The 15,609-nt window shown below is 53.0% G+C and carries 17 protein-coding genes; 16 read left to right on the top strand and 1 reads right to left on the bottom strand.

Annotated features, from left to right (window positions below; all coding sequences use genetic code 11):
• Positions 1-178: 178 nt before the first annotated feature.
• The 15 genes from phnG to G497_RS16140 all read left to right on the top strand — a co-directional run bounded on the left by phnG (position 179) and on the right by G497_RS16140 (position 13,617).
• Complete coding sequence (phnG, locus tag G497_RS0101415) at positions 179-646, top strand: phosphonate C-P lyase system protein PhnG (protein WP_084515853.1); 468 nt, start codon at positions 179-181, stop codon at positions 644-646.
• Entirely contained in the window at positions 646-1,302 is a 657-nt protein-coding gene (gene phnH / locus G497_RS16115; RefSeq protein WP_034636058.1) for a phosphonate C-P lyase system protein PhnH, read from the top strand. The genes phnG and phnH overlap by 1 nt, the downstream gene beginning before the upstream one ends.
• A complete protein-coding gene (locus G497_RS0101425) occupies positions 1,293-2,447 on the top strand; it encodes a carbon-phosphorus lyase complex subunit (RefSeq protein ID WP_027186812.1) in 1,155 nt (384 codons plus the stop codon). Before phnH ends, G497_RS0101425 begins: the two co-directional genes overlap by 10 nt.
• Positions 2,444-3,379: an alpha-D-ribose 1-methylphosphonate 5-phosphate C-P-lyase PhnJ gene (locus G497_RS0101430; protein ID WP_084515855.1), complete on the top strand. Its 936-nt coding sequence runs from the start codon at positions 2,444-2,446 to the stop codon at positions 3,377-3,379. Before G497_RS0101425 ends, G497_RS0101430 begins: the two co-directional genes overlap by 4 nt.
• 44 nt (positions 3,380-3,423) lie before the next feature.
• Positions 3,424-4,209, top strand: coding sequence for a phosphonate C-P lyase system protein PhnK (gene phnK, locus G497_RS0101435; protein ID WP_034636061.1), 786 nt, complete (start codon positions 3,424-3,426; stop codon positions 4,207-4,209).
• A gap of 6 nt (positions 4,210-4,215) precedes the next feature.
• Positions 4,216-4,944, top strand: coding sequence for a phosphonate C-P lyase system protein PhnL (phnL, locus tag G497_RS0101440; RefSeq protein ID WP_034636064.1), 729 nt, complete (start codon positions 4,216-4,218; stop codon positions 4,942-4,944).
• The gene (locus G497_RS0101445; protein ID WP_034636066.1) at positions 4,934-6,094 is read left to right on the top strand and encodes an alpha-D-ribose 1-methylphosphonate 5-triphosphate diphosphatase; all 1,161 of its coding nucleotides are present in this window, start codon (positions 4,934-4,936) and stop codon (positions 6,092-6,094) included. Before phnL ends, G497_RS0101445 begins: the two co-directional genes overlap by 11 nt.
• Entirely contained in the window at positions 6,094-6,696 is a 603-nt protein-coding gene (gene phnN, locus G497_RS16120) for a phosphonate metabolism protein/1,5-bisphosphokinase (PRPP-forming) PhnN (protein ID WP_034636068.1), read from the top strand. Before G497_RS0101445 ends, phnN begins: the two co-directional genes overlap by 1 nt.
• On the top strand, positions 6,689-7,519 hold the full coding sequence (gene phnC, locus G497_RS16125; protein WP_084515857.1) for a phosphonate ABC transporter ATP-binding protein: 831 nt from the start codon (positions 6,689-6,691) through the stop codon (positions 7,517-7,519). The genes phnN and phnC overlap by 8 nt, the downstream gene beginning before the upstream one ends.
• Before the next feature lie 262 nt (positions 7,520-7,781).
• Positions 7,782-8,786, top strand: coding sequence for a phosphonate ABC transporter substrate-binding protein (phnD, locus tag G497_RS0101460; RefSeq protein WP_051257709.1), 1,005 nt, complete (start codon positions 7,782-7,784; stop codon positions 8,784-8,786).
• Positions 8,787-8,849: 63 nt separating this feature from the next.
• Complete coding sequence (gene phnE, locus G497_RS0101465) at positions 8,850-9,629, top strand: phosphonate ABC transporter, permease protein PhnE (protein WP_027186818.1); 780 nt, start codon at positions 8,850-8,852, stop codon at positions 9,627-9,629.
• Positions 9,630-9,695: 66 nt separating this feature from the next.
• Entirely contained in the window at positions 9,696-10,454 is a 759-nt protein-coding gene (locus G497_RS18805; protein ID WP_051257710.1) for a DUF1045 domain-containing protein, read from the top strand.
• A complete protein-coding gene (locus tag G497_RS0101475) occupies positions 10,451-11,113 on the top strand; it encodes a DapH/DapD/GlmU-related protein (RefSeq protein ID WP_051257711.1) in 663 nt (220 codons plus the stop codon). Before G497_RS18805 ends, G497_RS0101475 begins: the two co-directional genes overlap by 4 nt.
• A 282-nt stretch (positions 11,114-11,395) precedes the next feature.
• Positions 11,396-12,310, top strand: coding sequence for an EAL domain-containing protein (locus tag G497_RS16135; protein ID WP_051257712.1), 915 nt, complete (start codon positions 11,396-11,398; stop codon positions 12,308-12,310).
• Between the two features lie 74 nt (positions 12,311-12,384).
• Positions 12,385-13,617 (top strand): MFS transporter, encoded by a 1,233-nt coding sequence (locus G497_RS16140; RefSeq protein WP_051257713.1) that lies wholly within the window; start codon positions 12,385-12,387, stop codon positions 13,615-13,617.
• 110 nt (positions 13,618-13,727) lie between these two features.
• On the opposite strand, the gene G497_RS0101490 is transcribed toward G497_RS16140, so the two are convergent.
• Positions 13,728-14,432: a type 1 glutamine amidotransferase domain-containing protein gene (locus G497_RS0101490; protein ID WP_051257714.1), complete on the bottom strand. Its 705-nt coding sequence runs from the start codon at positions 14,430-14,432 to the stop codon at positions 13,728-13,730.
• A gap of 252 nt (positions 14,433-14,684) precedes the next feature.
• Between G497_RS0101490 and G497_RS0101495 the strand changes: the two genes are divergently transcribed.
• Positions 14,685-15,605, top strand: coding sequence for an AraC family transcriptional regulator (locus G497_RS0101495; RefSeq protein WP_156907873.1), 921 nt, complete (start codon positions 14,685-14,687; stop codon positions 15,603-15,605).
• Positions 15,606-15,609 lie beyond the last annotated feature (4 nt).

A 15,609-nucleotide genomic window follows, 5' to 3' on the forward strand; every position in this document is an offset into this window, starting at 1 on the left:
AACTCTTCTTTTGCAGGAGTTCGGCCTTTTTCTTTTCTTTTCTTTTTCTTCTCCCGTGTTCCCTGTCACCAAAATGTCATGGGTCTGCCATTGTTTATTCACACAGGTTTCATACAAACTATTGCAGCAGCCAATGCGGCTGCGTGTTGTGTGAACTTCCATACGAGCAGGCAGAACCATGAATATATCTTGCTGCGGCAGTACAGAGCCACTTACCAGGGCGCAATGGATGCGCCTTCTGGCCCTTGCCCCAGAACAATTACTTGATGCATTTATCCGTCCGGTAGCCCAGCGCGCCGCCTATTCTTTTTTGCGCAAGCCCGAAGCTGGGCTTGTGATGGTGGAAGGCCAAACAGGAGCCACCCGGTTTAATCTTGGTGAAATGCTGGTTACCCGCTGCACCGTGCGTTTGCAAGGCGAACAGGAATGCCTTGGCTATGCCTGGGTGCAAGGTAACAAGCCAGAACATGCCACACTTGCTGCTTTGGGCGATGCCTTTATGCAGCTTGCTGAATATAATAAGCCGTTTACAGAGCAGCTATTTTCTGTGCTGCAACAAAAAGAAGCTGAGCGCACACTGGCTCAGGAACAGGAAGTAGCCCCAACGCGGGTAGAATTTTTTACCATGGTACGGGGGGAAGACTAATGAGTACACTTGTTCCCGGTTTTGCCAGCCCAGTGCATGAGGCGCAGCAATGCTTCCACACTGTGCTCCATGCCATGAGCACCCCCTGCACGCTGCATACCTTGCCTGTGTTGCCCCCCCAGCCTGAAGCCGAGGGCAAATTCAGCGCAGGCATGGCCGCCCTGGCCCTTGCCCTGTGCGACGGGGAAACACCCCTGTGGTTGCAGCCAGAGTTAGATACTGAACCCCTGCGCCGCTACCTGCGGTTTCATTGCGGGGCCGTGTTTGCACCTTCCCCTGAAAATGCCGCCTTCGCCTTTATTGCCATGCCACAAACCATGCCCAGCCTGAATGCTTTTTGCCAAGGCACTGCCATGTACCCGGAAACCAGTACCACCGTCATCATTGCTACTTCCTTTGCTGGGGCAAGCGGCCTTGTGGTCCAAGGCCCCGGCATTGGTGGGGCGCATGGTAAGCAGCGCCCCGTGCCAGTAGCCGAGTTGCCAGAACTTTTTTGGCAACAGTGGCGGGAAAATAACCGCAGTTTCCCCTTGGGGGTGGATGTGGTTTTTATTGAAAATACGACGAATACAGCCATGCCCCGCATTATGGGCTTGCCCAGAACCACGGTTGTGCAGGCCGCCACAGTTACACAGGAGGCCATGCCATGTATGTAGCCGTAAAAGGGGGCGAAAAAGCCATTGACGCCGCCCATGCCTTGCTTGCCCAAAAACGCCGGGGCAACCCTGCTGTGCCGGAAGTTGGCATAGAACAAATAACCGAACAGCTTTCCCTGGCAGTGGACAGAGTTATGGCGGAAGGTTCCCTGTATGCCCCGGAACTGGCAGCCCTTGCAGTCAAGCAGGCCAGGGGTGACATGGTGGAAGCCATTTTTCTGCTCCGTGCCTTTCGTACCACCCTTACCCGTTTTGGCTCTTCCTTGCCTGTGGCAACAGAAACCATGCAGGTGCAGCGGCGTATTTCTGCCGCCTATAAAGACATTCCCGGCGGGCAGGTGCTTGGCCCCACGTTTGATTACACCCACCGCTTATTGGATGCCTCCCTGCTGACTCCTTCTGCCACGACAGAAGACGTATCTGCCATGGCACAAGAACAGGCGCATGCCACAGTAAATAACGTAACCTACCCTAAAGTTATGGGATTCCTGGAGCAGGAAGGACTGTTGCCGCAAGCAAGCAATACAGAGCCACCTGCTGCACCGGAAGACATTACCCGCAACCCCCTTACCCTGCCCGCAGGGCGCGATGTGCGTCTGCAAAACCTGGCTCGCAGTGATGAAGGGTTGTTGCTTGCCCTTGCCTACTCCACCCAGCGCGGCTTTGGTTCCACCCATCCCTTTGCCGGGGAAATTCGCATGGGTACGGTGGAAGTGAGTTTTGTGCCGGAAGAGTTGGGCTTTCCTGTAGTGCTTGGGGAAATGTTTCTTACGGAGTGTGAAACGGTGAACAAGTTTCACGGTGGCGCGGGGATAGAGCCTTGCTTTACCAGAGGCTATGGCCTTGCCTTTGGGGAAAACGAACGCAAAGCCCTGAGCATGGCCTTAGTAGACCGTGCCTTGCAAGCCCCGGAGCTGGGGGAAGCCGTCATGGCCCCGGCCCAAGACCAGGAATTTGTTTTGTACCATAGCGACAACGTAGAAGCTTCCGGCTTTGTGCAGCATTTAAAGTTGCCCCATTATGTGGACTTTCAGGCGGAACTTGGCCTTGTTCGTGGCATGCGCGAGGCATTTGCCCGGCACCAGGCCAGCGCCCAGGCTACCACACAGGCAAATGCAGCAACCGGTACGGAGGAAGGCATATGACCGCCCAAACAGACACAATGCACAGCATGGAAAACCATGCCGAGGCATGTTTTCAATACAATTTTGCCTACCTGGACGAACAAACAAAACGCATGGTGCGCCGGGCCTTGCTCAAAGCCGTTGCCGTGCCGGGTTACCAGGTACCCTTTGGCAGCCGTGAAATGCCCATGCCGTATGGCTGGGGGACGGGGGGCATTCAGATTTCTGCCGCCATTATGGGCCAGGATGATGTGCTGAAGGTGATTGACCAGGGGTCAGACGACACCACCAACGCTGTTTCCATTCGCAGCTTTTTCCGCAAGGTTGCCGGGGTTGCCACCACAACGCATACAAGCGAGGCAACCATTATCCAAACCCGCCACCGTATTCCTGAAGAAGCCCTGCAAGAGGGGCAGGTTATGGTGTACCAGGTGCCCATTCCTGAACCTTTACGCTGGCTGGAACCCAGCGAAACCGAAACACGTACCATGCACGCCCTGGAAGAATACGGCATCATGCATGTGAAACTGTATGAAGACATTGCCCGCCATGGGGAAATTGCCACCAGCTACGATTACCCCGTGCTGGTGGGGGGGCGCTATGTGATGAGCCCTTCCCCCCTGCCCAAGTTTGACAACCCCAAAATGGACAACTGCCCGGCCCTGCAACTGTTTGGGGCAGGCAGGGAAAAACGGGTGTATGCCATTCCGCCCTATACCACAGTAAAAAGCCTTGATTTTGAAGACCACCCCTTTGCCGTGCAAACGTGGCTGCGCCCTTGCGCCCTGTGCGGCAGCACAGAAAGTTACCTGGACGAAGTGATTGTGGATGATGCCGGGGCGCGATTGTATGTGTGTTCAGACTCTGACTACTGTGCGGCCCGCCAGGCCCAGGGCCATGTGGGTGACGGTATGCCCGTTGCTGCCCCGCAGGGTACAGGGAAGGAAGCATAGCTATGAGTACAGTATCTTCACAATACCCAACCACGATGGAGCCCATGAATACCAGTACAGAACAGCCTTTGTTGCAGGTGGAAAATGTGGCCCACTATTATGGTAGCCGGGTAGGCTGTGCCAAGGTCTCATTTTCTTTGTGGCCGGGAGAAGTGCTCGCCATTGTGGGGGAATCCGGTTCTGGCAAAAGCACGTTGCTCAACATTATTTCAGGCCGCCTTGCCTTGAGCGAAGGGTCTATTACCTACCGTGATGCCGCTGGGCAGCCATACGACATTGCTAACCTGCCGGAAGGGGCAAAACGCCGCCTGTTGCGTACGGAGTGGGGTTTTGTACACCAGCACCCGCGTGATGGTTTGCGCATGGCGGTGAGCGCCGGGGGGAACATTGGGGAACGCCTTATGGCTTGTGGTGAGCGGCATTATGGCACCATTCGCAATGCAGGCAAGGAATGGTTGCACCGGGTGGAAATTCCGGAAAACCGGCTGGATGACACCCCAGCCTCCTATTCCGGCGGTATGCAGCAGCGTTTGCAAATTGCCCGTAACCTTGTGTCTTCCCCACGGCTGGTGTTCATGGATGAGCCCACAGGCGGGCTGGATGTTTCTGTGCAAGCAAAGTTGCTTGACCTGCTCCGCCACCTGGTGCGCAACCTTGGGCTTGCTGTGGTGCTTGTTACCCACGACCTTGCAGTGGCCCGCCTGCTGGCAGACAGAATGCTGGTGATGCACCAGGGTGCGGTGGTGGAAGCAGGCCTGGCAGACCAAGTGCTGGACGACCCACACCACCCATACACCCAGTTACTTGTTTCCTCCATTTTGCAAGGATAATGCGCCATGACCATTTCCGCTGTACCCACAAATACCCCGCCTGCACTGGCAGTGCGCAATCTTTCCAAAACATTCACCCTGCACACCCAGGGCGGCGTGCGCATTGAGGCCTTCAATAACCTGAACCTTGAAGCCCATTATGGCAAATGCCTTGTGTTACACGGGCCTTCCGGGGCGGGTAAATCCACCCTGTTGCGCTCCATGTATGCCAACTATAAGCCGTGTTCCGGCAGCATTGTGGTGCAGCATGGGAAAGAAGTGGTGGATATAGCCACCGCAACACCCCGGGAAATATTGGCGATACGCCGCGACACCATCGGTTATGTCAGCCAGTTTTTGCGGGTTATTCCCCGTGTAAGCACCCTAGATATTGTGGCAGAGCGCTGCCTGAGCATGGGGGAAGACAAGGCCTTGGCAGAAGAAAAGGCCGTGGCCCTGCTACGCCGCCTGCGTATTCCAGAACGGCTCTGGCGCATTGCCCCTGCCACCTTTTCCGGCGGGGAACAACAACGAGTGAACATTGCCCGTGGGTTTATTCGCTCCTACCCGGTGCTGCTGCTGGATGAGCCCACAGCTTCACTGGACGCCACCAACAGACAAACAGTTATTGAACTTATACAGGAAGCCAAGGCCAATGGTTGCGCGGTAGTGGGCATTTTCCACGATGAAGCCGTGCGCCATGCCGTGGCAGACACCCTTTTTCAAGTACAATCAGGAACAACCAATGCTGCGTGAACTGTGCCTTGTAAATGCAAAAATTGTCACCCCTTTTTCCGTAATAGAGGGGCATGTCCATATCCAAGATGGCAAAATTGCCCATGTGGAAGCAGGCCCTCTGCCTTCCCTGCACCTGCAAAACGGGTGCACTGTGGAAGACTGCCAGGGCGATTACCTTATTCCTGGCCTTGTGGAACTGCACACCGACAACCTTGAAAAGCATATGATGCCACGGCCCAAGGTTATTTGGCCTTCTGCCAAGTCGGCTTTTTTGGCGCACGACGCCCAGCTTGCCGCAGCAGGCATAACCACCGTGTTTGACTCTGTATGTATTGGCGAAACCCAGGACAAAGGCCGTTACCCCATGCTCAAAATGGCGGTAAAGGCGTTTGATGAATGCGCCCATGAAGACGACATGCGCGTGGACCACCGCTTGCATTTGCGGTGCGAACTGAACGACCCCAACATGTGGGACATGTTTGAACCCCTTGCCCAATCAGCGGGTTTGCAGCTTGTTTCCTTGATGGACCATACGCCGGGGCAGCGCCAATGGCGTAATACCGACGCCTACCGCACTTACTACAGCACTTCAAAGATGTGGAGTGAAGAAGAATTTGCTGAAACTGTTGCCATATTGCAGGAAAGGCAACGCCGTTACACACCCTTGCACACCCGCATGGTGATGGAGTTTTGTGCCCAGCGCAACCTGCCCATGGCCAGCCACGACGACACCACCACAATGGATGTGGACGATGCGCTGAAAATGGGCATAGGCATCAGTGAATTTCCCACCACCCTTGAAGCCGCACAACACGCTCATGCCCATGGCATGACAGTACTTATGGGTTCGCCCAATGTGGTGCGCGGGCAGTCGCATTCCGGCAATGTCAGCGCCCTGGAAATAGCCAGGGCTGGCTGGCTTGGGGGCCTTTCATCCGACTATGTTCCTGCAAGCCTGCTGCACGGGGCTTTTGTGCTGCACCAGCAAGCGGGCCTTTCCTTGCCCGCAGCCATTGCCTTAGTAACCAAAAATAATGCCGATGCTGTGGGCCTGAAAGACAGGGGTGCCATTGCCCCTGGCTTGCGGGCAGACATGGTGCGGGTTGCCCTGCGGGGCGATTTGCCCGTTGTACGCCGGGTGTTGGTACAAGGCCAATTGGTATTTTAATGAAACAGTATTCCGGACTTCTCGTGTATGTGGTTGGTCCTTCCGGGGCTGGCAAGGACAGTTTGCTTTCCTTTGCCAAAAGCCATTTTGCCCAGAACAGGCAGGGCAGCCAGCCCATGCATTTTGTCCGGCGGCACATTACGCGCCCAGCAAAAGCTGGGCATGAAGATCACATACCCCTTTCCTCTTCCCAGTTCACCGCACTTTCCCAGGATGATGCCTTTATTCTGGAGTGGCACAGCCACGGGCTTTCCTACGGCATTCACCGCAACATACTGGAACGCCTCAAGCAGGGTGGCATTGTTGTCATGAACGGCTCACGAGCCTACGCCCAAGAAGCTGCCCGGCGCATTCAGCCCATGCTTGTTGTTGAAATTACTGTGCAGCGGGAAGTTCTGCGCCAGCGCCTTGCGGCCAGGGGCAGAGAAAGCGAAGAAGGTATTGAAGCCCGCCTGGAACGGGCTGGCCTGGAACTTCCTCCCCTTCCAAACCATATACGCATTGATAATTCGCTGGCGCTGGAAACTGCCCAGCATGCGTTTGTGCAAACCCTTGCCAATTCTTGGCAATACGTTCTTCATAAGGAGACTACTCATGATTAAGGTCAAGAATCTCTCCCGTTCCTTTGGTTCCCACCGTGCTCTCAACGATATATCCCTTTCCATCAATAAAGGGGAAATGGTGGCCCTTATTGGCGCTTCCGGTTCCGGCAAATCTACCTTGCTGCGCCACATTTCCGGCCTTACTCAGGCAGATAAGGAAGGCGGCTCAGTGCGCGTTTTGGGTGACGTTGTACAACATAACGGTAGGGTTACCCCGAGCATCCGTAAAACCCGTGTGAACATTGGCGTTATCTTTCAGCAATTCAACTTGGTGGAGCGGCTATCCGTACAAACCAACGTTATGCTGGGGGCGTTGGGGCGCGTTCCTTTGTGGCGTTCCTTTTTCGGTATGTTTCCGGAAAAAGTGCGTAAAGATGCCTTGCAAGCCCTTGTGCGTGTTGGGATTATAGACAAAGCATTTCAGCGTGCTTCCACTCTTTCCGGCGGGCAACAGCAACGCGCTGCTATTGCAAGAGCCATGGTGCAAAAGGCCAAAGTGCTTCTGGCAGATGAACCCATTGCTTCCCTTGACCCTGAATCTTCCCGCCGGGTTATGGAACTGCTTGCCGAAGTGAACCAGAAAGACGGCGTTACCGTGGTGGTAACCCTGCACCAGGTAGACTTTGCCATTAAATACTGCCCGCGCACGGTAGCCTTGAAAGATGGCGTGGTGGTATACGACGGCCCTTCCGACAGACTGACCCCTGCCTTTTTACAGGAAATCTACGGCGCAGCCAGTGCGGAAATGTTTGCTCATGCCACTTCGCAGGAAACTGAACATAACTATGCACCATCCATGCAGCTTGCCCACGGGGCTGCATAGGGAAACGCTGATTAATTCCGTTTGGCGGCGTTGCTCGTTTTTTTTGAAGCGGGGCAGGACCGAAGAGTTGACTCGGCCCGTCCTGGGCCTCGGCCTTCGGCTCCCGCCCTCCGGGCGGTTCCCAATTCCGCTTTCCTGCGGAATTGTCAGCACCCGCCTCAAAAAAAGCTCGTGCCTTGCCAAACGAAACAACTGAGCGTTTCCCCCAATGGCCATGTAATCAATGTGTTTCAAATTTTTATCAATCTTATTGGAGTGCCCCATGAAACTATCCCGTATACTGGCTTTAGCCCTTACTGTGGCCTGCGTTACCGGTTTTTCCCTTCCTGGTGTGGCAGCCGCCCCCAAGGAACTGGATTTTGGTATTATCAGCACGGAATCTTCCCAGAACCTGAAATCACAGTGGCTCCCCTTTTTAAAGCGGATGGAAGAAGAAACGGGCATGAAAATTAATGCCTTTTTTGCCCCGGACTACGCAGGCATCATTACCGGTATGCAGTACAATAAAGTACAGCTTGCCTGGTTTGGCAACAAGTCTGCCATTGAAGCTGTAGACAGAGCTGATGGCGAAGTATTTGCCAAAACCATGGATAAGGCGGGCATTGGTGGGTATTACGCCCACCTGGTGGTGCGCAAAGACTCCCCACTGAACTCAGTTGAAGACGTGCTGAAAAATGCCAAGAACCTTACGTTCAGCAATGGCGACCCCAACTCTACCTCCGGCTTTGTGGTGCCTGGGTATTATGTATTTGCCAAAAACAACGTAGACCCCAAAAAAGCATTTAAGCGCACTGTAAACGCAAACCATGAAACCAACGCCATGGCTGTTGCCAACAAGCAGGTAGATGTAGCCACTTGCAACAGTGAAACCTTGACAAACCTGCGCAGAAGTAACCCCGCCAAAGTAGATGAAATCAAAGTTATCTGGACTTCCCCCCTTATTCCCGGCGACCCACTGGTGTGGCGTAAAGACCTGCCCAAGGAAACTAAAGAAACCATTGCCAACTTCATCTTCAATTTTGGAGTAAAAGGCCCAAAGGTGGAAGAAGACAAGAAAATTCTTGCCAACCTGGATTGGGCTCCTTTCCAGCCTGCCACCAACGACCATTCCATTCCCATTCGCCAGCTCGAATTGTTTAAAGACCGTTCAAAGGTTGAAGGCAACGCCAACCTGAGCGATGCGGAAAAGAAAGAGAAATTGGCTGCCATTGACGCTGCCCTGGCAAAACTGGATGCCCGCGCCAATGAGCTGAAAAAGGCCAAGTAATCTTTGTTATGACTGTTAAAGAGCCCGGTTACAAGCCGGGCTCTTGTATAGAAAGGAAAGAGTATGACCAATGCTACGTTACTCGCTCCCAAGCGATCCTGGTTTCCTATGTTTCTTTGGGGAGGTTGCCTTGCTGTGCTGGCCCTCTCTTGGAATGGGGCAGACATGCGCCCCATGGCCCTGTTTACCGATGGTGCCAACATGGGGTCTTTTGCCAAGGGGTTCTTCCCGCCAGATTTTGCCGACTGGCGGCTGTACCTGGAAGAAATGGTAGTAACCATTCAGGTTGCCTTGTGGGGTACGGCCCTGGCTGTGGTGTTTGCTGTGCCTTGCGGCATTTTAAGTTCTGAAAACCTGGTGCCCTGGTGGGTGTACCAACCCATGCGCCGCCTTATGGATGCCTGCCGCGCCATCAATGAAATGGTGTTTGCCATGCTGTTTGTAGTAGCAGTGGGGCTTGGCCCATTTGCCGGGGTTATGGCCCTGTTCGTCCATACCACAGGTGTTCTGGCAAAGCTGTTTTCCGAAGCCGTGGAAGCTATTGACCCGCACCCGGTAGAAGGTATCCGCTCCACAGGTGCCCTGGGTATTGAAGAAATTCTGTACGGCGTTATCCCGCAGGTTCTGCCTTTGTGGATTTCCTTCTCCCTGTATCGCCTGGAATCCAACATCCGTTCTGCCACTGTGGTGGGTATGGTGGGTGCAGGTGGCATTGGTGTGGTGCTGTGGGAGTTAATACGCGGGTTCTATTTTGCCCAAACCGCTGCGGTTATGCTGGTTATTATTGCCGTGGTTATTTTGTTTGACGTGCTTTCCCAATTCATTCGCAAGCGGTTTGTATAGGGAAACGCTGATTAATTCCGTTTGGCGGCGTTGCTTCACTTTTCTTACCAAAACTCAGAGCAGAATATGGAATACCGCTACGCTATCTATTATATCCCCAAGCATGAAACCCCCCTGTATTCTCGTGGGGCAGCCTTGCTTGGCTATGATGTGTATACAGGCCATCAGTTGCCTTCAATCAAGGCTGCCCTGCCAAGGCCCCTGGCAGAGGATGCCCTGACGCAAGAGCCAGCCCGCTACGGCCTGCACGCAACCGTAGTGGCCCCTTTCTTTATCGCCTCCCTTACAGAAGAAGAATTGCTGGCAGAAGCGGCTGCTTTTTGCCTCCGGGCAAGTTCCGTGGTGTTACCGCATGTCCAGCTTGTCATGCACCGGGGGTTCTTTGCTTTGCGCCCGGCCCAGGTTTCCGCGCGGGAGCGCACAGCCTATGCCCAGTTGATGCAGCTTGCGGCGCTTGCTGTGCGCTTTTTTCATCCCCTTCAGGCTCCGCTTGAAGAAGTTGAACTGCGCCGCAGAGGCGGGCATTCCCTTACCCCACGGCAACAGGCCAACCTCACACGTTGGAACTACCCCTACGTGCTGGATGAGTATGAATTTCATATAACCCTAACCGGGAAGATTGCGGAAGGGCAGGAAAACAGCCTGGTATTGCCACTTAATTCATATTTCGCTCCACTCCTGATGGATCCACTGGAAATAGGCAGCTTGTGTGTGTGCCGCCAGCCCGTTACCCCGGAAGAAAAACGTGAAAGCCGCTACGCTTCCCCCTTTACGGTAGTGGCGCACTTTCCCCTTGAAGGCACAGTGGAAAGGAATGCCCTATGAAGCAAGAAACTACAGCCTCCAATACAGCAGGCACGACCATGCTTCACCCGGAACCTTCCGTGGCACCCTGTGCCAAATTGCATGAAACCGTGTTGGGAAAATGGACAGAAGTGGGGGAACGCTGCCAACTGCACGGGGTAACCTTGGGTGATTATAGCTATGTTTGCAATGATTCCGACATTATGTACGCATCCATCGGCAATTTTGTTTCCATTGCTTCCCATGTGCGCATAAACCCCAGTAACCACCCCTGGTGGCGGCCCACGCTGCACCACTTTACATACAGGCCGGGGAAATACGGCTTCCAGCATACCGGGGTAACAGACGAAACGGTGTTTACCTGGCGCCGGGAAGACGGCGTGCGTATTGGGCATGATGTGTGGATAGGCCATGGGGCCATTTTGCTGCCCGGTGTGCAGGTGGGTAATGGAGCCATTATTGGGGCAGGCAGTGTGGTAACAAAAGATGTACCTGCCTGGCATGTGGTGGTGGGCAACCCTGGCCGGGCGCTACGCCCCCGGTTTGCCAACCCTGCCATAGCCGAAGCGCTGGAACAGCTTGCCTGGTGGCACTGGCCGGAAGAAACCCTGAGTGCACGCTGGCATTTGTTTTGCGAAGATGCACCAACCTTTTTAGAAAAAGTTGGCCAATTTCTGTAATGCGCGGCTCCTGCACGTTCTTCATGGGAACATAACCAGGCTGTCATAGCAATAGTCTTCTGCTATTAGGTGAATATAGAAAACGCCACGCCCCACCCTTAAGCCGGGAGGAGCATGGCGTTCTTGTTTTGTTACGCGAGTGGAGCAATACTGTAACCTGTTTGCAACGTGAACTTCCTATGCTTTTTGCCTCTGGCGTATCTCAACCAGAGCATATCTGACAAGTTCCACTGGCAGCAGCCCCTGGCGCACCCACCACTTTTCCACCGTTACGGAGCATTTATGCAAACACCGCGTATATTTTCAAGCTCCATTGCAAAAATCCGGCGCAAAGAAGAACAGGAACTTATTGCTCTTATCCACACATGCAATGTGTACAGCGTGCTCCAACCTATCATCTCTCTTCAGGATGGTTCTGTTTTTGGCTATGAAGCGCTGGGCCGGGGGCCAGCAGGCAGCCTTCTGGAAAACCCAGAAGCCCTTATACGCTGTGCCACAAAAAATTGCCGTTTATTTGCTGTGGAATACCTGTTTCGCGACGCCGCCTTGGTGGCGGCACGGCAAATTCCGGTTGGGCTGCGTTTGTTTATTAACGTGAACCCCAACATCATACACGAACCACAGTTTCGCAGTGGCCTAACCCTGGAGCGGTTGCAAGAATATGCTCTTTCTGCTGAGCACGTTGTTTTTGAACTGACTGAACGCGAAGCCGTGCAGCACCCGGAAAATTTCAAGCGTATGCTTGCCCACTATAAGCAGCAAGGTTACCACATTGCCATTGATGATGCCGGAGCAGGGTATTCCGGGCTGAATCTTATCTCTGATGTGCAGCCACACTTTGTAAAGCTTGATATGTGCCTTATTCGCTCCATTGACCGCGACAAAATTAAGCAGGCCCTAGTAAAAGGCATGCAAGAATTTGCCAAGCTCACCAATACAATGCTTGTTGCCGAGGGCATTGAAACCGAGGCCGAACTTGCCACACTCATTGCTTTGGGGGTTCCTTTAGGGCAGGGCTACTTTATTCAGCGGCCCAGTGCTGTTGTGCAGCCCATTACACCCCACGTAATCGCTGCAATACAGCAATATGCAGCATTGAAAATGATCAAGGAACAAAGGCAGCCATGCACTTGCCCTTATAAAAACGCCGCACCAGGAAAGTTGCTTTCTTGTCAAAAGATGTGCTGCCAATTATGAAAATATGGCTATGAACAAGAACACTTAATCCTCTATTCTCCTTACACTACCATTCTTGCTCAAAGGAAACATATATGCGCCATGCTTTGGCAAGTTTGAAAGAGCTTCCCATTCCCTGCATCATATCCCTTGGGTGTAGCCAGATTATTGCGTGGGCTTCTTCCTACTATTTACCGGCGGTTATTGCCAAACCCATGGCCAACGCATTGGGTATTTCTCTTTCCTGCGTTTATGGCGCATTTTCTGTGGCGCTTGTAGTTGCCGCACTCACGGCTCCGTTTGCAGGGAGATGTATAGACCGCTTTGGAGGAAAGAAAGTACTTGTTCTTTCCAATGTGCTTTTTGCAGGGGGGCTGTTGTTTCTTGCGCACGTTCAGGGACTTTTTTCGCTTTATCTTGCCTGGGCATGCCTTGGTATGGCCATGGGAGCAGGGCTTTATGACATGGCCTTTGCAACAGTTGTGCGGGCGTATGGCATAGCTTCTTCTGGCATTATTGCCGGCATAACCCTGCTGGGCGGCTTTGCCAGCACAGTGGGCTGGCCTCTTTCCCACTTTTTGCTGGAACAGTTTGGTTGGCAGAACACGCTGCTTGTGTGGGCCTGCCTGCATCTTGCTGTGGCCCTTCCCTGCAACATGTCTCTTGTTTTGCCAAAAAGGCAAAGCATCCTCTGCCCCAACCCGCAAGTGGTATCACACCGCAAAGAAGAAACAGACAAAAGTAACATCATATTTATCCTTCTTGCTGTTACTTTTGCATGCACTACCTTTAGCACTACAGTTATGGCAAGCCACATGCCTGCGCTACTTCATCTTTACGGAGTAACCGCCTCAGCCAGCATTGTGGCAGGCATGCTTTTTGGCCCGGCCCAGGTAAGCGCCCGCATTGTGCAGCTTACCCTTTTGCGCTCTTGTAACCCTGCCTCAGTCGCATTTTTTGCTGCGCTCGTTATTCCTTTGGGGGCTGTATCTCTTTTGGTATGGGGGCCAGGGGCCGCGTTGCTGGTGGGAATATTCCACGGGTTGGGAAACGGCACAATGACCATTATAAAAGGTACATTGCCATTACAAATTTTTGGGAAAGAAGGGTATGGACAACGGCAAGGCTGGCTTTTTTTACCGGCAGGCATAGTGCAGGCTTGCGCCCCTTTTTTGTTTAGCCTTTGCATTGAGCATATAGGGAAAAATGCTCTATTTGTGTATATTTCCTGTTCTCTGGTGGCGGCGGTTTTTTTTGCTGTACTGGGCAAGCTACAAAAACAGAGTACTCGGATGTCCGTTTTGATACATTCAGACATGAGTGCGTGATACAAGAAAAGGCCTGTTTTTTGCCTATACTGCGTGCCATGCAAAAAAGCAGCACGTCCCTCCATTGCAGGAGTAGAGAAGTGCTGCTCATTAAGTGAATAAATTACCCACTACGGGCGCAGTAACCGCACTATGGCTTCCCCAACTGCCGTGGCAGACTGAGGGTTTTGCCCTGTAACCAGGCGTTGGTCCACTGTCACGTGCGGCTCAAACAGGCCGGAATGTTCAAATATGGCCCCACGTTCTTGCAGGGTTGTTTGCAGCATAAAAGGAACCACATTTTCAAGAGCAACGGCGCGTTCTTCGTCATCGGTAAAGCTGTTCACGCGCTTACCTGCAACAAGAAATTCGCCATTACTGAGGCGCACATTCACAAGCCCAGCCGGGCCGTGGCACACAGCGGAAACTATTCCACCCTGCTCATATATGTTCCGGGTAATTGCAGCCAGCTCCTGGTTTTCCGGGAAATCCCACATGGTGCCGTGCCCACCTGCAAAAAATATGGCTTCATAGTCTGCCGGGTTCACCTCGGAAGGTTTTTTGCTTGCCTCAATTTTTGCGCGCTCGGCTGCATTGTTCCAAAAGGCCGCATTTGTGGTGTCTTCCAGGTCGAAGCCATCAACAGTAGATTGCCCCCCCTTTGGGCTTACATAGTCCATGGTAAACCCTGCTTTGGTAAGCACAGCCCAGGGGTGGGCCACTTCGCTCAGGTAATACCCGGTATCTTTGCCTGTATTCCCTACTTTGCTATGGCTGGTGATGACAAAAAGAATTTTCCCGCTTTTAGGAGTAGTTGTAATTGCTTGTGCAGACATGATACATTCCTATGGTATGGGTGCTTGTAACAACACCGTTAGAGTAGTGATGGTATATATACGGCAGCATGGTACGGTTGCTTATTTCCCGCCAGCCGTTTGCCTTTCATTAATATAGGCATTGCCCGTCTGCGTTTGAAGCTGTAATCCTGCCTGTTTTTTGCCTAATTCTCTCGCAGCCCTTTGCAAAAAACTACAAGGTGGCTACATTGCTGCCATAGACATTCTTATTTCAGCTACAGGAAGAACACTGTGAACAACGTAATCATCCCACAGGACGAGCGAAAGCACATTCTGGAAATCAATTCCCGCTTGAAAGAAAACCTGATGCGCTATTGCCTGAATCCAGGAACCCATTGCCCAACAGCCATCACGGGGCTCAATGTTGCCATGTGTACAGAGCAAAACCATATTGGCGCATGCTTCGATGAGCCTACCATTGGCTTTGTCGTTCAGGGAAAAAAAGAATTTCTCGCGGAACATGGGCAACTTCAGTATGAGGCGTTGGATGCGTTTGTAGTGGGTGTGGATATGCCTAACGTGAACCGAACGATTCTTTCTTCAAAAGAACAGCCATTTCTTGCTGTAAAGCTGAGCATGGACAAGCTGCTGGGGGCGCAATTGTGCGCTGATATGCCCAAACCCAACAGGCAAGCTGCAACGGCACATTGCGGCATGGCGGTTGCCCCTGCTTCCGCTGCCCTGCTGGAGGCCGTTGCCCGGCTTGTTGACCTGCTGGATAAGCCAGAGCAAGCCCCTGTTTTGGCCCCCATGTATATTCGTGAAATACATTACCATACCCTTCTTGGCCCGTTGGGGGAAACTATGCGGGCTTTTTGCACCTTGGGCTCCCAAAGCAATCAAATTGCCGAGGCCGTAACGTGGCTTCGCAATAACTTTTCCAGCCCTACAACCATTGATGATTTGGCCCGCCATGCCCACATGGGGGTATCTACTTTTCATAGACATTTTAAGGCAGTCACCAGGGTAAGCCCATTGCAATTTCAGAAAAAATTGCGCCTGCATGAAGCCCGAAGACTGATGCTGACACAAGGGCAAGACGCGGGTAACGCAAGCTATGCTGTTGGCTATGAAAGCCAAACCCAGTTTAACAGGGAATATAAACGCCTGTTTGGTGAACCGCCGCACAGGGATGTAAGCCGGTTACGGTAGCCGC

This window comes from Desulfovibrio cuneatus DSM 11391 (assembly GCF_000430005.1).
Lineage (GTDB): Bacteria > Desulfobacterota > Desulfovibrionia > Desulfovibrionales > Desulfovibrionaceae > Frigididesulfovibrio > Frigididesulfovibrio cuneatus.